General features: G+C 60.1%; 16 protein-coding genes and 1 other RNA gene. 10 read left to right on the top strand and 7 right to left on the bottom strand.

Annotated features, from left to right (window positions below):
- Positions 1–81: 81 nt before the first annotated feature.
- On the top strand, positions 82–1,494 hold the full coding sequence (locus tag EX00_RS07460; RefSeq protein ID WP_047455612.1) for an FAD-binding oxidoreductase: 1,413 nt from the start codon (positions 82–84) through the stop codon (positions 1,492–1,494).
- Between the two features lie 193 nt (positions 1,495–1,687).
- The gene (locus tag EX00_RS07455) at positions 1,688–5,395 is read left to right on the top strand and encodes an AsmA family protein (protein WP_047455610.1); all 3,708 of its coding nucleotides are present in this window, start codon (positions 1,688–1,690) and stop codon (positions 5,393–5,395) included.
- Between the two features lie 77 nt (positions 5,396–5,472).
- Here the strand turns inward: EX00_RS07455 and EX00_RS07450 are convergent, their stop codons facing one another.
- The 5 genes from EX00_RS07450 to ssrA form a co-directional block, all read right to left on the bottom strand.
- Positions 5,473–6,204, bottom strand: coding sequence for a metallophosphoesterase (locus EX00_RS07450; protein WP_047455608.1), 732 nt, complete (start codon positions 6,202–6,204; stop codon positions 5,473–5,475).
- Positions 6,205–6,308: 104 nt separating this feature from the next.
- Entirely contained in the window at positions 6,309–6,521 is a 213-nt protein-coding gene (locus tag EX00_RS07445) for a ribbon-helix-helix domain-containing protein (protein ID WP_047457578.1), read from the bottom strand.
- Positions 6,522–6,626: 105 nt separating this feature from the next.
- Positions 6,627–6,821, bottom strand: a complete 195-nt coding sequence (locus EX00_RS07440; protein ID WP_047455606.1) for a DUF4169 family protein — start codon at positions 6,819–6,821, stop codon at positions 6,627–6,629.
- Positions 6,822–6,875: 54 nt separating this feature from the next.
- The gene (locus EX00_RS07435; RefSeq protein WP_047457575.1) at positions 6,876–7,385 is read right to left on the bottom strand and encodes an SspB family protein; all 510 of its coding nucleotides are present in this window, start codon (positions 7,383–7,385) and stop codon (positions 6,876–6,878) included.
- A gap of 118 nt (positions 7,386–7,503) precedes the next feature.
- Positions 7,504–7,875: a transfer-messenger RNA gene (gene ssrA / locus EX00_RS30995) on the bottom strand.
- A 182-nt stretch (positions 7,876–8,057) separates the two neighbouring features.
- On the opposite strand from ssrA, the gene EX00_RS07430 reads away from it, so the two are divergent.
- The 7 genes from EX00_RS07430 to EX00_RS07400 all read left to right on the top strand — a co-directional run bounded on the left by EX00_RS07430 (position 8,058) and on the right by EX00_RS07400 (position 15,914).
- Positions 8,058–8,981 (top strand): thymidylate synthase, encoded by a 924-nt coding sequence (locus EX00_RS07430; protein WP_047455603.1) that lies wholly within the window; start codon positions 8,058–8,060, stop codon positions 8,979–8,981.
- A 103-nt stretch (positions 8,982–9,084) separates the two neighbouring features.
- Positions 9,085–9,972, top strand: coding sequence for a YghX family hydrolase (gene yghX, locus EX00_RS07425; RefSeq protein WP_047455602.1), 888 nt, complete (start codon positions 9,085–9,087; stop codon positions 9,970–9,972).
- Between the two features lie 269 nt (positions 9,973–10,241).
- Positions 10,242–11,078 carry an NAD(P)-dependent oxidoreductase gene (locus EX00_RS07420; protein ID WP_047455600.1) on the top strand — a complete coding sequence of 279 codons (837 nt, stop codon included), beginning with the start codon at positions 10,242–10,244 and terminating at the stop codon, positions 11,076–11,078.
- A 108-nt stretch (positions 11,079–11,186) separates the two neighbouring features.
- Positions 11,187–11,705, top strand: a complete 519-nt coding sequence (locus EX00_RS07415) for a dihydrofolate reductase (protein ID WP_047455598.1) — start codon at positions 11,187–11,189, stop codon at positions 11,703–11,705.
- A gap of 176 nt (positions 11,706–11,881) precedes the next feature.
- Positions 11,882–13,006 carry an FtsH protease activity modulator HflK gene (gene hflK, locus EX00_RS07410; RefSeq protein ID WP_047455596.1) on the top strand — a complete coding sequence of 375 codons (1,125 nt, stop codon included), beginning with the start codon at positions 11,882–11,884 and terminating at the stop codon, positions 13,004–13,006.
- Positions 13,006–13,929 (top strand): protease modulator HflC, encoded by a 924-nt coding sequence (hflC, locus tag EX00_RS07405; protein ID WP_047455594.1) that lies wholly within the window; start codon positions 13,006–13,008, stop codon positions 13,927–13,929. The genes hflK and hflC overlap by 1 nt, the downstream gene beginning before the upstream one ends.
- 218 nt (positions 13,930–14,147) lie before the next feature.
- Entirely contained in the window at positions 14,148–15,914 is a 1,767-nt protein-coding gene (locus EX00_RS07400; RefSeq protein WP_047455592.1) for a Do family serine endopeptidase, read from the top strand.
- Positions 15,915–15,917: 3 nt separating this feature from the next.
- Here EX00_RS07400 and EX00_RS07395 read toward each other — a convergent pair whose 3' ends face one another.
- Entirely contained in the window at positions 15,918–16,493 is a 576-nt protein-coding gene (locus EX00_RS07395; protein WP_047455590.1) for a GNAT family N-acetyltransferase, read from the bottom strand.
- 35 nt (positions 16,494–16,528) lie between these two features.
- Positions 16,529–17,419 (bottom strand): phosphoserine phosphatase SerB, encoded by an 891-nt coding sequence (gene serB / locus EX00_RS07390; RefSeq protein WP_047455588.1) that lies wholly within the window; start codon positions 17,417–17,419, stop codon positions 16,529–16,531.
- Positions 17,420–17,432: 13 nt separating this feature from the next.
- Between serB and miaA the strand changes: the two genes are divergently transcribed.
- On the top strand, positions 17,433–18,314 hold the full coding sequence (miaA, locus tag EX00_RS07385; protein ID WP_234708985.1) for a tRNA (adenosine(37)-N6)-dimethylallyltransferase MiaA: 882 nt from the start codon (positions 17,433–17,435) through the stop codon (positions 18,312–18,314).
- Positions 18,315–18,318 lie beyond the last annotated feature (4 nt).

Raw genomic sequence — 18,318 nt, 5'->3', positions numbered from 1 at the left:
TGGACAGCGTCGCTGCGATGCCGCATAGAACCGCAAAAGGTTAACGCCCTCTTATATGTTTTTGATGGGAGATTCGGGACGATGGCTCTGGCTGATGCGAAGGCGGGGATACGCAATGAGGCAGGGATTGCTGCCGTTCTCGGCATCCTGAAGCAGGCCTTCGGCGAGCGTTTCCAGACCGGCGAAAGTTTTCGCGCCCAGCACGCGCATACGACGACCTATATTCCCACGCAGCTTCCGGATGGGGTGCTGTTCGCCGAGACGAGCAAGGATGTGCAGGCGGTCGTCAAGGCTTGCGCCGAGCATAAGGTTCCGATCATCGCCTTCGGCACCGGCTCCTCGCTGGAGGGGCAGGTGAATGCGCCGCAGGGTGGAATTTCCATCGATTTCAGTCGGATGAATCGGGTGCTTGAAGTGAATGCCGAGGATCTCGATTGCACGGTCGAGCCCGGCGTCACCCGCGAACAGCTCAACACCTATCTGCGCGATACCGGCCTGTTCTTCCCGATCGATCCCGGCGCCAATGCCTCGATCGGCGGCATGACGGCGACGCGCGCTTCCGGCACCAATGCCGTGCGCTACGGCACGATGAAGGACAATGTGCTGGCCGTGACCGTGGTTGCCGCCAATGGCGAGGAGATCCGCACCGCCCGCCGCGCCAGGAAATCCTCCGCCGGCTACGATCTGACCCGGCTTTTCGTCGGCTCCGAGGGGACGCTTGGTGTGCTGACGTCGGTGACGCTGCGCCTGCAAGGCATTCCCCAGAAGATCGCCGGTGGCGCTTGCGCCTTTCCGACCATCAAGGCGGCTTGCGACGCCGTCATCATGACGATCCAGATGGGCATTCCGGTCGCCCGGATAGAGCTGCTCGATGCGGTCCAATTGCGTGCCTGCAATCTTTATTCCGGCCTGACCTATCAGGAGCAGCCGACGCTGTTCCTCGAATTTCACGGCACCGAAGAGACCGTCGCGCTGCAATCGGAGCAGTTCGCCGAGATCGCCGCGGAATGCGGCGGCGGCGAGTTCCTCTGGACCAGCAATCTCGAAGAGCGCAACAAGCTCTGGAAGGCGCGTCACGATGCCTATTGGGCGGCACGCGCCTTGGCACCGGAACTGGCGGCGCTGTCGACGGACGTCTGCGTGCCGATCTCAAGGCTTGCCGAATGCGTTGCCGAGACCCAGGCCGACATCGAGAAACACGGATTGCTGGCGCCGATCGTCGGTCATGCCGGCGACGGCAATTTCCATGTGCTGGTACTGTTCGACGACAAGACGCCCGAAGGTATCGCCGTCATCGAAGCCTTCGTTGCGCGGTTGAACACGCGGGCGCTCGCCATGGACGGAACCTGCACCGGCGAACATGGGGTGGGGCAGGGCAAGATGTCGTTTCTCGAGCAGGAGCTTGGCGGCGCTGTCGATCTGATGCGCCAGGTGAAGCACGCTCTCGATCCCGACGCGATTTTCAACCCCGGCAAGATCTTTCATGGCCATTGAAAAATGGAATACCCGTGATCCCGGCTTGCCCCTCGCGTGAATGGCGCTAGGCTATAACGTCCCGTTTTCAGATGGCGTCATGGAAAGCGGATAATCAGGCTTAGCTAAAGATCAAAGCTGCCTTTTGCCTATACGGCTCAATATGTGACGCCTTGGATATCGTAATTGGAATGCAGAATGGAGACGGTGCGCATTGTTAGCTAGGGTCCTGGTTTTCCTGGGGGGATTGCTTGTAGTGGTGCTGTTCGTGGCGCTGCTCGCTCCGCTCTTCATAGACTGGACCGATTTTCGCAAGAATTTCGAAGATCAGGCGAGCCGTATCATCGGCAAGAAAGTGACCGTTCACGGTACCGTCGATGCCCGTTTCCTGCCGTTTCCCTCCGTGACATTGCATGACGTCCGCGTCGGTCAGGAAGCCGACGGGACGCCGCTGGTGCAGATCGCTCAGTTCTCCATGGATGCCGAACTGGCGCCGTTTCTGTCGGGCGAAGCGTTGATCTTCGACATGCGCGTCTCGGAGCCGAAGGTGCGTCTGCGGTTGCTGCAGGATGGTACGCTTGACTGGATGCGCGGCAGCCAGCCGGAAATGCCCGCCAAGTCGGTCGTGCTGGAAAGCGTGCATGTCGATGGCGGCGACATCCAGTTCATCGATGAGCAATCCGGGCGCACTCGGCACATTACGGGCTTGAATGCGGAAATGTCCGCGAAGTCGCTGGCCGGTCCCTGGCGGATCGAAGGGGATGCGGCGCTCGATGGCGAGCACGGCAATTTCACCATTTCCAGCAGCCAGCCGGACGACAGCGGCGTTTTGCGCGTCCGCACCCGGCTCAATCCGGACCGCCATCCGCTCAATGTCGATCTTGATGGCGAGCTGAAGCTGGTCGATCGCAAGCCGGATTATCTCGGTCTCTTCACTGCGGGGATCGAGGACAAGCAGACGCGTAAGTCCGCGGACGAGCAAGCTCAACCCCGCATCAAGGGGCGTTTCGAGCTGACCAACGAGCGCATCCGCATCCCGGAATATCGCCTTGAGGTCGGAGCGGTGGACGATCCTTACGTGGTGACGGGGGAAGCGACGCTGGATACAGGCACCAAGCCGGAATTCCTGTTGACTGCCGATGGCCAGCAGATCGATGTCAACCGTCTCGGCAACAATCAGGGCACCAACGGCAAGACCAACCGCAATCCCGCCGTTTCAGCCCGCCAGCGCCTGAACAACCTGATTGCCATCGCCGCAGAGATACCGATCCCGCAGGTGCCCGGCAAGGCGACTTTCCGCCTACCGGCGATCGTTGCCGGCGACACGACCATTCGCGACGTGCAGCTGGACCTGGAGCCTGCCGGGGCCGGGTGGAAGATCGACCATGCGATCGGCATGCTGCCAGGGCGCACGCAGGTCGAGGCGACCGGCAAGCTGATGCTGCAGGGCGAGCCGAATTTCATCGGTAATCTCGTCGTTGCCTCCAATCAACCGTCCGGCCTGGCGTCCTGGCTGGTGGGTTCGGTCGATCCGGCGATCCGGCAGCTACGGCAGGCGGGCTTCTCCGCCGATGTCAACTTACGGCACGAGGAACAGCGTTTCGACAATCTCGAGATCGCTATCGGTTCGGCAACGGTAAAAGGCAAGCTGGACCGGCAGGCGCCGGCCGACAAGCAGGCACCGAAGCTTTCGGTCGATCTCAGCGGCGATGCGCTCGATCTCGATGCATTGAGGGCGTTGACGGGCCTGTTTACCGGTCAGGATGCTGGTGAAGCCTTGCTCGATCACCGGATCACGGCGCATCTGAAGGCGGACAAATTCGCAGCTTTCGGTGTCCAGGCCGACAATGTCGAGACATCCTTCTCGATTACTGACGGAGCTTTGACGCTCGACAAGCTGGCGGTGCGCGATGTCGCCGGGGCAGAGATCACCGCGACGGGCCGTGGCGATGGCTCGCTGCTGGATTACAAGGGATCTGGCGAGATCACCTTCAAGGCGGCCGACCCCGGTCCCTTCTTTGCAATGCTCAGCCAGCATCTGCCGCATCACCCGGTCATGGATCGGCTGGTGCGCAACGCTGCCTGGTATGGCAACACCGCGCTGCGTGGCGCGCTGACCCTTGGCGGCGACGAGGGTGATGGGGTGGCGGTGACGCTTGCGGGCGTTTCCAACGGCAGCCGCGTCAATCTCGACTATCGAATGTCCGATCTGCTGGCGCTGACCGGCAAGGGCACGACGACGCTGGAGGCGACGCTTGAAAATTCGGTGACCTCAATCCTGTTCGGGCAGGCGGGTCTCGATCCGCTACCCGTCGAGGCCGATGCCAATGGCCGCCTGACGCTGAAGGTGACGGCGGACGGAACGGAGCCGGCGGATGCGGCGCTGACTTTTGCCACCGACAAGACTTCGTTCACCGCCAACGGCAAGGTCGATGTGCGTCCCAGCACCTTCCTCAACGGCACGATCGCCTTGTCGCTCGACAGCGCCGATCTCGATCCCTATTTCGTGATGAACGGCATCGGCATGCCGCAGATGGGCACGGGACTGCCGGTCAAATTCCAGGCGAACGCCGTGCTCGATGCCGACAAGATCGCGCTCTCCGACATGAAGGGCCAGCTTGCCGACAACAATGTCTCCGGCGCGCTGACCTTCGATCGCAAGTCGCCGAACATCAAGGCGACCGGCGAGCTGGCGCTCGACAAGGCCGATCTTGGCTGGCTGGGCGAAGCGATCTACGGGCCGATGACGGATGCCGCGACAGGCAACCTCACCAAGGCCAAGCTCGGGCTGCCGACGTTTAGCGGGCTCGATCTCAACATCAAGCTTTCGGCCAAGCAGGTTTGGCCGGGGATATTCGGTCCGATCACCAATTTCAGCGCAAATGCTGCCTATAAGGGTGAAGAGCTGCGCCTGAACGATATTGCCGGTGCCTGGAACGGCGGCACGCTTGGCGGCAATCTGATGCTTGCCAATTCCGACGGCACCGGGCTAATGCAGACGAAGCTCAATCTCACCAATGGCGATCTTACGGCCGTTGCCTGGCAGCGCGACGGCGCGCCGCTGGCCAATGGCCGCTTTGGCCTGGACCTGAGCATGGAGAGTAGCGGCAAGAGCATGGGCGAGCTTGCCGCCAATGCCAGCGGCTCGGGCGAGGCCAAGCTCGGCGACACTCATGTCCGTGGTCTCAATCTCTCCGTGCTCCCACCGTTATTGGCGGCCACGGATCAGATCCAGGGCGACATAACCGCCGACAAGGTGCTGCCGATCGTACAGACGCTGCTCAACAACGGCGAGGCGGCGTTGCCGGCGATGAGTATACCCTTCAACATCTCGACCGGCGTCATCCGCGCCACCAATCTCAGCGCCGGCAACGATGTGGCGAAGCTTTCGGGCAGCGCCGAGATCAGCCTTCCGGACGAGCGCATGCGTGGTTCGCTCGGCATCGATTTCAATGCTGGCAATGAGGTGCTGAACGGCGCCGAGCCGGCGCTGCACCTTAATTTCGCCGGTCCGTTGGCAAGCCCCGGCCGAACGATTGATATCACCGACATCACCAGCTTCCTGTCGCTGCGTGCCTTTGAACGCGAGCGCCGGCGCGTCGAGCGGCTTCAGGCGAGCGTATTGGAAAAGCAACGGCTGCGGCGCGAGGTGGCGCTATACAAATACACCGCCACTATGCGCGAAGCCCAGCGCCAGCGCGACGCGGCACTCGAGCAACAGCGGAGCCTTGAAGAGACGCGTTTGAGGGAACTGGCGCGCGAAGCTGCCGCCGAGAAGCAAGCGGAAGCTGCGGCCAAGGCAAAGGCCGATGCGGAGGCCCGCGCGAAAGCGCAGGCACAGCAGTTGCCGGCTCTCAACGGGCAGGCACCGCAGAAGATTGCACCGCTGAACTTTAATGGTCTTCCGGGCATAGCCCAGTAGGACCAGCCGACGTCGACCATGCTGATCTCCGCGTGGTTCGACAGGCGAAATTGGCAACATGCTTGTGAGCGCAGCTTCTAAACAGAGATATGGCTGCTAACGAGTTGGCCATTTCTGAGGTCGTGGATCATGAGTGCTGGTGGATCGGTGGCGGGCGGTTCGCGAGTTGGGTCAAGCAGCAGCGGATTGGCTGGACATATGGAACCGCAGATGTGGGCCGGAATCTTTGCTATCATACTCGACATGCTGCAGTGGACGTGGCCACTGCAAATGGCGATCGGCGGTCTGGCGCTGCCTGATAACAGATGACCTAAAGCATCGGCGTCTCTGCACATCACATCATCAATGGGTGCTATGCCTGACCTGAAGACATGGTGATGCGTGAACAATAACGGCATTCCCGGCTGATCGCTAGCCAATGTCTCCCGCAACCACTGAAGGCTGCCCGCGATATCGCCGTGCGCTTCGCCATCAACGCACACATCGAGCCCGATGATAAGGGTCTCGCCGTGGCAGACGACAAAATGCATCTTGGGATCATTTACCCAGTAGTCGACCTCCGGCATAGCCTCGCGCATGATGGCTCGCTGGTCCGAGTTGCCAGGCAAGATCAGCGAGCGGCACTCAAGGCGTTGCAACGCCGTTGCGATCAGCCTGTAACCCTGCGGCCAGTCGCCTTCGACAAGATCCCCCGTCACCACCACCACATCAGGTCGGATGTTTGTCAGCCAAGAGATTGCTCGGCCAAGCCGCGCAAGATTATCATTTTCACGGCTGGCGTGGATGTCGGTGATTTGGGCGATGAGCATGGCAAGAACTCCTCCCTTCTCGAAGCTGTGAGCGCGCTCCAGACAGATGTTCCAATGTCAGAAAGGGCGGGCGTGATTGGCCGCTGCTTTCGTCGGAACCTGAATTAAACGCGCTCTTTCAGCCATTTCAAGACATAGAGCCGAAGCGCGGAGGAAAGGTTGCTCTCCGGTTCCCGCCCGTCATCAATTTCTGAGATCAGTGCGGCAAGCGAGGTGCCGCGCGCTTTGGCAATTGCCTTCAGCTCGCTCCAGAACGCGTCTTCAAGGGAAAAGCTCGTGCGGTGGCCATGCAACGTCGCGGAATGTTTGCGGATCATCGGTGGATCGATCAAAAAGCTCGGAAGGGGGAGGGAATTCTGAAAATGATTCAAAGTATTGGGGTAAGTTGCTGATTTCGAAAAGACTTCGTTCGGGTCGGTAGGCTATTCGTCCGTCTTGGACGGCTCGATATGGCCGGCCTCGTGCGTTTGGGTCGCCTTGTCGTTGAGCGCCTTGGTCAGGTGCTTCTCCGCCTTAGTGCGACCGAAGCTGACGCGATTTTGTTCCGCCTGCTTTTCCTTCTCGGAGCGGGCCTGCTTTTTCCGGAACTGACGCAGATTGACGACTTCGGCGCTCATCACTGTCCCCACGGACGATGTAGAAAGGGGAAGCTTGTGCTTCCCCCGGATGTTTTATTGCTTCTTGCGGAATGCGTCGAGTGAGACGACCGAGCCCGGCTTTTTCTCTTCGCCTTCCTTGGCTTCAATCGCCGGCTCTTCACTGCCTTCGGCCGGGATCGGGTAGGCTGTGATCTCGCTGGTCGGCATTTCCTCGTCGTCGGCGAGCGGCACATCGAACTCCAGCTCGAAATTCACGGACGGATCATAGAATCCGCGAATCGCGTTGAAGGGAACGACCAGCTTTTCGGGGACGTCGGAGAAGGAAAGGCCGATCTCGAACAGGCTCTCGGTGATCTTCAGATCCCAGAATTGATGCTGGATGACAATGGTCATCTGTTCCGGATATTTCGACTTCAGGTGCTGCGAAATGCGCACACCGGGCGCTCCGGTCAGAAAGGTAATGAAGAAATGATGGTCACCGGGCAGACGACCGGTGGCGCCGACTTCGGTCAACACCTTACGGATAACTCCACGCAGGGCGTCCTGTGCCAAAATATCGTAGCGGATATGATCCTGCCCCATGCTTTCCTGTCTTTCGTTGGCCATGTTTTTTCTAAGGCTTATGCCACGCCGGGTGCAGACGGGAAAGCCCCCGCGCGAGTCATCGCCTGATCATACATAATATCGAAGATAGGGAGAAGGTGAAGGTTTCTGTTGCCAGGTACCTTCGAACCCCGCCTTAAGGTGCGAACCTTCAGGACTTGATTTGAAGTGTCACACTGCGATTAAGCAGCGAGACGAGCTTCCGCATAGTTGTCATTTGCAACTACAATTTTAGCCCGATAACGGTGGTACAATGCCGAGCAAAAAGTCGATCTTTACGCCCTTGTCGATCCTATTTCGCCCCCATCAAAAGCCGGTCTGAAGCAAAGCTCGACTGGCCGGTTTTTGGTGGAGGCGCCGGGTACCGCCCCCGGGTCCAATAGGTTTATTACATCGCTCATTTATCGCCATAGCCGGCCCGAAGACCGGCAAGGCTGATATAGTGTTTTCCTCGGGCGAAGGGAAGGGCAATTGTCATAAATGCATCACCTGGACACCGCTTTACTGCGATAGCTGGCCATCGGGGACGAGAATTGCCGGGATTATGCCCTGATACGGTTGGTTTCGCGCCGACTTGCCATTAAATTAGCGACAAATGGAATCGCCGGGTAACGTTCTTGCCGGCCCCTCGCGAAAATGTCGGAGCTAAGAATGGTTCGCCACCCGGAATATCAATATCTCGACCTGATGGCGCACCTGCTTGAAAACGGCGATCGCCGGATCGACAGGACCGGTGTGGGCACGCTCAGCGGGCTCGGCGCTATGATGCGCTTCGATCTTTCCAAGGGCCAGCTTCCGGTTTTCACGACCAAGCGGGTCTATTGGAAGCTAGCCGTCAAGGAAATGCTCTGGTTCCTGACGGGCGACACCAACATTCGCAACCTTCTGAAGCAGAACGTGCGGATATGGACCGACTGGCCTTTGGCGGCCTACCGCAAGGCGACGGGCGAGACCATCAGCCAGGCGGATTTCGAGGCGCGGATACTGGCCGACGAGGCCTTTGCCGAGACATGGGGCGATCTGGGTCCTGTTTACGGGAAGCAATGGCGGCAGTGGCGGGATGCCGACGGCCAAGTGCATGATCAGATTGCGACGGTCATCGATCAGCTCAAGCATAATCCAAGCAGCCGCCGAATGATCTTCCATGCCTGGAATGTCGGCGAACTTGCCGGAATGGCGCTTCCTCCGTGCCACATGGTCTATCAGTTCCATGTCTCGAACCTGCCTTCTCCCGGTGAGACCAAGCGGTCGCGCCTGAGCATGATGGTTTACCAGCGGTCCTGCGATCTGTTTCTGGGCAACCCCTTCAACATCAGCCAGCAGGCCGTGTTGCTGGCCATGGTTGCCCAGCAGGTGGACATGGATGTGGGCGAACTGGTCTGGGCAGGAGGCGATGTCCACATCTACCTCAACCATCTTGATGCGATCCGCGAGCAGTTGAGCCGGGAACCACGGCCATTTCCAACCTTGCGCTTGCTCCGCCGGCCGGAAAGCATAGACGATTACCGCATCGAGGATTTCGAAGTCAGCAATTACGAACCTCATGCGGCTATTGCGGCGGAAGTGGCGGTTTAGGTGTCGTTGCCCGAGCGAGTGCTCAGTCGATAGCGCAAAAGTGAATTCAAGAACTGGCTTAAGCGTTTAGGCTTATCTCTGCAGAGAAGAGAGGAGCGCGCCAATGACACGTCTGACAGCCAAGGACTTTCACCCGGAACTGCTGGAACTCTACGACTATTATGCCCATGGGAAAATCACCAAACGCGAGTTTCTCGATCGGGCCGGCAAGTATGCCGTGGGCGGTCTGACCGCTGCCGCGATTCTCGGTCTGATGAGCCCTAATTATGCGCTTGCGCAGCAGGTCGAGTTTACAGATCCTGATATCCAGCCCGAATACATCACCTATCCGTCGCCGCGGGGGAACGGAACTGTTCGGGCCTATTTCGTCCGACCGGCCGCCGCCAAGGAAAAAGTGCCGGCGGTCGTTGTGGTGCATGAGAATCGAGGGCTGAACCCCTATATCGAGGATGTTGCGCGGCGTGTGGCCAAGGCGGGCTTCATCGCGCTTGCGCCGGACGGCCTGACATCCGTCGGCGGCTATCCCGGTAATGACGAGAAGGGCCGGGAGCTGCAGCAGCAAGTCGATCCGCAAAAGCTGATGAACGACTTCTTTGCCGCGATCGAGCTTCTGATGAAGCATGATGCCACGACCGGAAAAGTTGGCATTACCGGCTTCTGCTATGGTGGAGGCGTGGCCAATGCCGCAGCTGTCGCCTATCCCGAGCTTGCCGCCGCCGTGCCGTTTTACGGCCGGCAGCCACGAGCGGAGGATGTACCGCGCATCAAGGCGCCGCTGCTGCTTCATTATGCCGGGCTGGACAAAGGCATCAACGAGGGCTGGCCAGCCTATGAGGCGGCGCTCAAGGCGTCGAACAAGGTCTATGAGGCCCACATCTATCCCGACGTCAATCACGGCTTCCACAATGACTCGACACCTCGCTATGATGAGGCGGCGGCCAAGCTTGCCTGGGACAGAACGATAGGCTGGTTCAAGCGTTACCTGGCTTGAGCGGTGGTGATGGCCACGGGCATCCATCCGCTGCCGCGCTGACGGATTGACGGTCTTCACCGGCTTGAGGACGATCTTCGTCGCTGTAAGCCCGGCATCGGGCTTGGTCGGAGCAGCCTCTTCATCTCGCGAAGTTGACTTACATCCCAGGGCATTTTTATTTACGAATAGGCCCGAAGCTATCTCGCGTCGTTTCGCGCCTTGCCCGCCATGTGTTCCGCGAGGTCCTGGATAGCCTTCATCTTTGAACAAGGGGAAGGAGATCGCCGATGGATATCGCAATCATTGGAGCCGGTGCGATGGGAAGCGCCATCGCGGGGCGACTGGTCGAGGGTGGCGCTCACGTTCTCACGTATGTTGAAGGCCGCTCGCCAGCGACCATCGAGCGGGCAAAGGCGGCGGGTATGAAGGCCGTCGGGCTGGATCGCCTCATCGAGGCCGATGTCATCCTTTCCATCGTTCCGCCCGCGGATGCTGTTGGCGTAACCGAGGCTCTGTCCGCCGCGTTGCGACGCCGTGGCAGGACAACGACATTCATCGACTGTAATGCGATCTCGCCGAAGACGATGGCGCAGGTCGCTTCGGTCTTCGGCAACGATTGTGGGGAAATCTTGGATGGATCGATCATCGGTTCGCCGCCGAAGCCCGGTCAGCAAGGCCCCAAGCTCTATGTCAGCGGCGATGCCGCAAACAGGAGCGGCGTGCTTGCCGACCATGGGCTTCAGGTGCGCCGCATCGACGGGCCGATCGGGGCCGCATCAGCTTTGAAGATGTGCTACGCCGGTATCAACAAGGGCGTTACTGGCCTCGGCACCGCCATGCTGCTTGCCGCAATCAGATCCGGAGCGGATCAGGCCCTGAAACGGGAGCTTCAGGAGAGCCTGCCGGAGCTTGACCGCAAGTTTGCGCAGGCCATTCCGGATATGTACCCGAAGGCCTATCGCTGGGTTGCGGAGATGGAGGAGATCGCCGAATTCCTCGGTGAGGACGATCCCGCCGCCCTGATCTTCAAGGGCATGGCGGGTCTCTATCGCAAGATGGCGGAGGACCGAGAGGCCGGCGGTGTACTTGCCGGCGAGCTGGATCAGCTCAATAGCGACGTTTGAGATTGCTGCGGGACCAATATTTTTGCCTGCATAGCCGCGGATATCAGCTTGCAAGGCGGTGAGCTCGACACGCATATGAAGCCGTCGATCGCAAAGCGAGGGAGAAGGATGAGCACGCCAATCAAGACCATCGTCGTTGCGGTATCGCGCAATGGCATCATCGGCCGCGATGGTGATATGCCCTGGCGGCTGTCGTCCGATCTCAAGCGCTTCAAGGCCTTGACGCTCGGCAAGCCTGTCATCATGGGGCGCAAGACGTTTCAATCGATCGGCAAGCCACTGCCGGGCCGTCCGAATGTGGTGATCACTCGCGATAGCGGTTTTTCGGCCGAAGGCGTTGTGGTCGCGCATTCGCTGGCTGACGCCATCGATCTCGCGGCCCGCCTGGCAGCGGAGAGCGGCGTGGACGAAATCTGCATTCTCGGCGGCGGCGAGATCTACCGGCAGGCGATGGATCATGCCGACCGGCTGTTGATCACGCATGTCGAAGCCGAGGTTGACGGCGACACCTCCTTTCCGGCGATCGATCCGGCCCTGTGGCAGGTCGATAGCGAGCTTGCCGTGCCGGCGGGCGAGAAGGACAACTATCCAACGCGCTTTGTCAGTTATTTCAGGCGGCGGGCCTAAATCCTGCAGGCGGAATTCAATTATTTTCCAATAAATCCGCCTAACTTCCTGAAGTTGCGTTGAAAGCAGGTGCGTCGATACCTATAACGGGGACAATCGCCGCAACTTGTGAGTTTCGCACTGCGAATGGCAAAGTTTAGCGCGATGACTGGGAGTTCACTAACAAAGAGGTTTTGATGCCCTGGAGCAATCAGAATGGCGGCGGCGGCCCATGGGGCGGCGGCGGAGGCGGAGGAAATAATCAAGGGCCATGGGGGCAGGGACCGAACCGGCCGCGTGGAAGCGGCAGCGGCGGGCCACCCGACCTTGAAGACATTATTCGTCGTGGCCAGGACCGCCTGAAGGGGCTTGTTCCCGGCGGTTTTAATGGCGGTGCTTTTCTTGTCGTCGCGGCGGTTATTGCCGTTTTCTGGCTTATTCAGTGCGTCTATACGGTTCAGCCGGACGAGCGCGGCGTCGAATTGCGGTTCGGCAAACCGCGCGCCGAAGTGTCCATGCCTGGCCTGCATTTCCATTTCTGGCCGATGGATCGTGTCGAAATCGCCAAGGTTACCGAGCAGCAGCGCAATATCGGCGGGCGCTCTGGTTCCGGTTCCAATGCCGGTCTGATGCTGACGGGCGACCAGAACATCGTCAACGTTCAGTTTTCGGTGCTCTATACCGTCACCAATCCGCAAGCCTATCTCTTCGAGGTTGAAAGCCCGGACGAGACGCTGCAGCAGGTCGCTGAAAGCGCCATGCGCGAGGTGGTTGGTCGCCGTCCGGCACAGGACATCTACCGCGACAATCGTCAGCAGGTCGCTGTCGAAGTGCGGAACATCATTCAGGACACGATGGATCGCTATAGCGCCGGTATTTCCATCAATGCCGTGCCGATCGAGGACGTGTCTCCGCCGCGCGAAGTGGCCGATGCCTTCGACGAGGTGCAGCGCGCCGAACAGAACGAAGACCAGCAGGTGCAAGAGGCGAACCAATATGCCAACCAGAAGCTGGGTCAGGCCCGTGGTGGCGCCGCCCAGATTCGCGAAGAGGCTGCCGCCTACAAGGATCGTGTCGTCAAGGAAGCTCAGGGTGAGGCACAGCGTTTCATCTCGATCTACGACGAATACGTCAAGGCGCCGGATGTGACCCGCAAGCGGTTGTTCCTCGAAACCATGGAGTCGGTTATCGGCAATTCCAACAGCATCATCATTGACGACAAGCAGAGCGTCTTGCCCTACTTGCCGCTGAATGATCTCGGCAAGTCCACGACGCAGACGGGCGGCAAGCCTGCAACTGCGGTTCAGCCGGAGGCCAAATAATGACATCCAGCCGTTTGCCAACCCTTCTCATCGCGCTCGCGGTGGTGCTGCTGATCGTTTACTCCTCGGTGTTCGTGGTCAACGCCCGCGAGCAGGCAATCGTTCTGCGCTTTGGTCAGATCCGTGAAGTCAAGACCGAGCCGGGCCTGTACTTCAAGCTGCCTTTCGCCTTCATGGATGCCGATCGGGTGCAATATATCCAGGAACAGGAACTGCGCTTCGATCTGGACAATATCCGCGTCCAGGTTTCGGGCGGCAAGTTCTATGAGGTCGATGCCTTCGTCGTCTACAGGATCACCGATGCGCGGAAATTCCGCGAGACGGTATCGGGCGATCGCGACGCGGCGGAATCGCGCCTCAGAACCCGCCTCGACGCTTCGCTGCGCCGGGTCTACGGTCTGCGCGGTTTCGAAGCGGCTCTCTCTGAAGAGCGCGCCTCGATGATGACGGAAGTTCGCGACGATCTGCATCGCGATGCGGAGACCCTCGGTCTCAACATCGAGGATGTGCGTATCCGCCGCACCGATCTGACTCAGGAAGTGTCGCAGCAGACCTACGATCGCATGAAGGCCGAGCGTCTGGCGGAAGCGGAACTGATCCGCGCCAGGGGTAACGAAGAAGGCCAGCGCCGCCGCGCCATCGCCGACCGTCAGGTGGTCGAGATCCTCGCGGATGCGCAGAAGGATTCGGAAATCCTGCGCGGTCAAGGCGAGGCCGAACGCAACGGCATCTTCGCCGATGCCTCGACGCGCGATCCGAGCTTCTACGAGTTCTATCGCTCGATGGCGGCCTATCGTTCGTCGTTCGGCTCTGGCGGCAAGACGCTGGTGCTCCCGCCGAACCAGTCGGAATTCTTCAAGTATTTTGACAGTTCGACCGGCTCGGCTACCACATCGGGCGCGCCGGCACCGGCTAAGCCGTGAACGGCGACACCCGCGAATTGACGTGGGACAAATAGCTGAAATTCGAGGGGCTGCCGGTTGGCGGCCCCTTGTTTTTGTGCCGGCCCGTGTCAGCTTTACCATGATTGTAAAGGTTGGAGGGAGCTGCGGGGATATCGCAAAAAGATGATTACACGCTTCATCATTCCGCCTTATGGTGATGCTTATACAAGATTTCCCTTTCTCGATGAGGATGCCTGATGGCCTTGACCATTCGCCTGCCTTTCAGACGTTCGTTCGCTCTTCTGGCCAGCGTGGCGCTGATTGCCGGCCCCGTCCTGGGCAGTGTCGAACAGGCGCGTGCGCAGACGGCACAAACTCCCTCGACCTCCGATAATCAGGAGCCAGCAACAGCAACCAATCCGGTTCAGGCTCCGACGGGCGCCTCGACCGCGACGACGACCAATCCAGCCGCCGCGCCCGCGATCGCTGGTAATCCGGCGATGAATGCCGGCCCGGCCTCCGTCGCCGATCTGGCATCCGGCCTGCTCGATGCGGTGGTCAATATTTCGACGTCGCAGAAGATCAAGGATGAGGGTGATGGCCCGGCAAATCCCAAGGTGCCCGACAATTCGCCGTTCCAGGATTTCTTCAACGACTTCTTCAAGAACCGGAACAACGACAACAGCAACCGCAAGGTCAGCTCGCTCGGCTCCGGTTTCGTCATCGATCCCACGGGTTATATCGTCACCAACAATCACGTCATCGAAGGCGCCGACGATATCGAGGTGATCTTTCCGAACGGCAACAAGCTGAAGGCACGGTTGATCGGCACCGACACGAAGACCGATCTTTCCGTGCTCAAGGTGGAGTCGAAACGGCCGCTGGTGTCAGTGAAATTCGGCGATTCCGCCAAGATGCGGATCGGCGATTGGGTCATGGCCATCGGCAATCCCTTCGGGCTCGGCGGCTCGGTGTCGGTCGGTATCGTCTCTGCGCGCGGCCGCAACATCAACGCCGGACCTTATGACAATTTCATCCAGACGGATGCGGCCATCAACAAGGGTAACTCCGGCGGACCGCTTTTCAACATGAAGGGCGAGGTGATCGGCATCAACACGGCCATCATTTCACCCAGCGGCGGTTCCATCGGCATCGGCTTTGCCGTGCCGTCCGAGCTGGCCGAGGGTGTCGTCAAGCAGCTCATGGATTTCGGCGAGACCCGCCGTGGCTGGCTCGGCGTGCGCATTCAACCGGTCACCGACGATGTCGCCAACAGCCTCGGCCTGGATGGCGCCAAGGGCGCTCTAGTGGCTGGCGTCATCAAGGGCGGCCCTGTCGACAATGGCTCGATCAAGGCCGGTGACGTCATCTTGAAATTCGATGGCAAGGATGTGGATGAAATGCGCGACCTGCCGCGTGTCGTTGCCGAAAGCCCGGTGGGCAAGGCAGTCGACGTGGTCATCATGCGCGACGGCAAGCAGCAGACCGTCAAGGTCACGCTCGGCCGGCTCGAGGACAGCGATCAGGCGGCGGCGGCGACCAACGACAAGGGTGGTGGTGACGACAAGAACAAGACGCCACGGCTCGCGCCTGACGACAATGGTAGCGGCAACGGCGGTAGTGACGGCGTCATCAATCCAGACGGGAATGACGACGGCGACGACGGCATGGACGGTCAGGATCAGGGCGGGGACCAGCAACAGCAGGCACCGCAGCAGCAGGCTGCCCAGAGCGTGCTTGGCATGAAGCTCGCAACACTGAACGCCGAAAACCGCAAGAGCTTCGGCATCGCCGACAGCGTCGACGGCGTTGTCGTCACCGAGGTTGCTCCGGGGTCGGCCGCAGCCGAGAAAGGGCTGAAGCCCGGCGATGTCGTCGTGGAAGTGGCTCAGGAATTCGTGCAGACGCCAACGGCCGCCTCGGAGAAGGTTGCATCGCTGAAGCGGGAGGGCCGGCGCAACGCGCAGTTGATGATCGCGTCTCCGAGTGGTGACCTGCGTTTCATCGCCGTGGCGCTGGAATAGTCGTTAGTCTTTCGACGCTTGCCGCAGCCGCCATTCGGCGGCGGTCAGGCTATAGAGAACATGGCGCTTCAGGTGCGGATGGGTATCGGGAACGCCGGGGTGATCGAAATCGCCGCCTTCGACACGATGCATGCCGATCCGCTCCATCACGGCCGTCGATCTGACATTGTTGTGGACGGCGAAGGAAACGATCCGGTCGAGATTGAGCGTTTGGAGGCCATGGGCGAGCAACGCCCGGGCCGCTTCACTGACAAACCCCTTGCCCCAGAACGGTGTCGCCAGCCGCCAGCCGATCTCGACTGTGCCTACCGTCACGAACGGCTCCAGATGATCTGTCCGCATCAGCCCGCAATATCTGATGGCCTCACCACTGGCCTTGAGCTCCAACACATAGAGGCCAAGACCAGTGTCGGCGATCATGGAGCGGACCCGCTCGAAAAATGCATCCGCTTCCGCGCGATTGCGTCGAAATGGATAGAACTCCATCACCTTATCGTCGGAATTGATCTCATAGGCGAGATCGCGATCCTCATCGCGCCAGTTGCGGATGATGAGGCGTTCGGTTTCGGCAATGATCATGATGGCATACGATCCTTGATGGGGTCCCGCCGAAATTATGCCCTGACGAAATCACTCTTGCGGTAGCCCTGGATGTAGAGCAGGGCGGTCAGGTCGCCGTGATCGATACGCATCTTGGCTTCTGCGGCAACGGATGGTTTGGCGTGCAGGGCGACGCCGGAGCCGGCGAGTTGCAGCATGCCGAGATCGTTGGCGCCGTCGCCGACGGCGAGAGCATCATTCGTGGAGATGCCGAGCTTTTCGGCGATATCGTTGAGCGCGTCGACCTTGGCCTGCTTGCCGAGGATCGGTTCGGCGACAAGGCCCGTCAGAATGCCGTTATCTTCCAGCAGGATGTTGGCACGGTCCTCATCGAAACCGAGCGTCGCGGCGATGCGGCTCGTGAAGACGGTGAATCCGCCGGAGACGAGGGCGGCGTAGTAGCCCTTCGCCTTCATCGTGGCGATCAGTTCGGGTCCTCCCGGGGTGAGGGTAATGCGCTTGGCAATGACCTCGTCGACAACAGAGATCGGCAGACCTTTCAGAAGAGCGACGCGCTCGCGCAGCGCCGGCTCGAAGGCGATCTCGCCGTTCATGGCGCGGGCGGTAATCGTTGCGACCTTATCCTTGAGGCCGACCTCGGCTGCCAGTTCATCAATGCACTCCTCTCCGATCATGGTCGAATCCATGTCAGCGATCAGCAGCTTCTTGCGCCGCGTCTCCGCATCCTGGATAACCAGATCGATCGGCGCGCTGCCGATGACGGCGAGAATGTTGGCTTCAGCGGCCTGCAGGTCAGCGCCGTCGCGTAACGCGATATCGCAAGCGATGCCGTCCGCCAGCCAATAGAGTCCCGAAGCGTTGACGGCGTCCGATGCCCGTTCGGCGATGGCCGGAGCGAGAACGGGGTTTGACGGATTGGCAATAAGCGTGGCAACGAAGGCCATGATCAGAAATCCTATGAGCGATATCGACGCGATCCTGATAACCGGGCCGACCGCCAGCGGCAAGTCCGCGCTTGCGGTGGAATTGGCGCGCGCGCATGGCGGCGTTGTGGTCAATGCCGACAGCATGCAGGTTTATGATACGCTCAGCGTGCTGACGGCCCGTCCGTCTGAAGCGGATATGGCTGGCATTCCGCATCATCTTTACGGCCATGTGCCGGCGGGGCAAGCTTATTCCACGGGCCTCTGGCTGCGCGAGGCGGCCGCATTGGTGGCGCAATTGCGCAAGGACGGGCGCATGCCTGTCTTTGTCGGCGGCACCGGGCTCTATTTCAAGGCGCTGACCGGTGGGCTTTCCGACATGCCCGATATCCCTACGGAGATTCGCAGCCGCCTGCGGGAGCGGTTGCTGGTGGAGGGGACTGGCGAGCTGTATCGTGAGCTCCTCAATCGCGATCCCACCGTGGCGGAAAGCCTCAATCCGCAAGACGGACAACGTATCGTGCGTGCCCTGGAGGTGATCGAGGCGACGGGGCAATCCATCGCGGCTTTTCGGGGCAAGACAGGCCCCGTCATTATCGACGCCAATCGTGCGCGGAAAATCGTCGTGCTGCCGGATCGCGCTATTTTGCATCAGCGCATCAACGGCCGTTTCGAGAAGATGCTTGCCATGGGGGCGGAAGATGAGGTGAAAGCGCTGCTGGCGTTGAACCTGTCACCGGAAATGCCCGTCATGAAGGCGATTGGCGTATCGCAGATCGCCGCGATGCTGAGAGGTGAGATGACACGCGCGGAGGTTCTGGACGCGGGTGCGACCGCGACGCGGCAATATGCCAAGCGGCAAATGACATGGTTTCGCAACCAGATGGACGAGAGCTGGGAGCGCGTTAGTCCGTAACCGG

This window comes from Martinezella rhizogenes (assembly GCF_000799715.1).
GTDB classification, from domain to species: domain Bacteria; phylum Pseudomonadota; class Alphaproteobacteria; order Rhizobiales; family Rhizobiaceae; genus Rhizobium; species Rhizobium rhizogenes_C.
The sequence above is the reverse complement of the archived record's forward strand: the minus strand, read 5'-3'. Positions and strand labels throughout refer to the sequence as shown.

Excerpts from the sequence above, each read along its gene's own strand:
- EX00_RS07460 (WP_047455612.1), top strand. The coding sequence starts at position 82 with ATGGCTCTGGCTGATGCGAAGGCGGGGATACGCAATGAGGCAGGGATT.
- EX00_RS07450 (WP_047455608.1), bottom strand. The coding sequence starts at position 6,204 with ATGCTCATCGCCCAAATCACCGACATCCACGCCAGCCGTGAAAATGAT.
- EX00_RS07445 (WP_047457578.1), bottom strand. The coding sequence starts at position 6,521 with ATGATCCGCAAACATTCCGCGACGTTGCATGGCCACCGCACGAGCTTT.
- EX00_RS07440 (WP_047455606.1), bottom strand. The coding sequence starts at position 6,821 with ATGAGCGCCGAAGTCGTCAATCTGCGTCAGTTCCGGAAAAAGCAGGCC.
- EX00_RS07435 (WP_047457575.1), bottom strand. The coding sequence starts at position 7,385 with ATGGGGCAGGATCATATCCGCTACGATATTTTGGCACAGGACGCCCTG.
- EX00_RS07430 (WP_047455603.1), top strand. The coding sequence starts at position 8,058 with ATGGTTCGCCACCCGGAATATCAATATCTCGACCTGATGGCGCACCTG.
- yghX (WP_047455602.1), top strand. The coding sequence starts at position 9,085 with ATGACACGTCTGACAGCCAAGGACTTTCACCCGGAACTGCTGGAACTC.
- EX00_RS07420 (WP_047455600.1), top strand. The coding sequence starts at position 10,242 with ATGGATATCGCAATCATTGGAGCCGGTGCGATGGGAAGCGCCATCGCG.
- EX00_RS07415 (WP_047455598.1), top strand. The coding sequence starts at position 11,187 with ATGAGCACGCCAATCAAGACCATCGTCGTTGCGGTATCGCGCAATGGC.
- hflK (WP_047455596.1), top strand. The coding sequence starts at position 11,882 with ATGCCCTGGAGCAATCAGAATGGCGGCGGCGGCCCATGGGGCGGCGGC.
- hflC (WP_047455594.1), top strand. The coding sequence starts at position 13,006 with ATGACATCCAGCCGTTTGCCAACCCTTCTCATCGCGCTCGCGGTGGTG.
- EX00_RS07400 (WP_047455592.1), top strand. The coding sequence starts at position 14,148 with ATGGCCTTGACCATTCGCCTGCCTTTCAGACGTTCGTTCGCTCTTCTG.
- EX00_RS07395 (WP_047455590.1), bottom strand. The coding sequence starts at position 16,493 with ATGATCATTGCCGAAACCGAACGCCTCATCATCCGCAACTGGCGCGAT.
- serB (WP_047455588.1), bottom strand. The coding sequence starts at position 17,419 with ATGGCCTTCGTTGCCACGCTTATTGCCAATCCGTCAAACCCCGTTCTC.
- miaA (WP_234708985.1), top strand. The coding sequence starts at position 17,433 with ATGAGCGATATCGACGCGATCCTGATAACCGGGCCGACCGCCAGCGGC.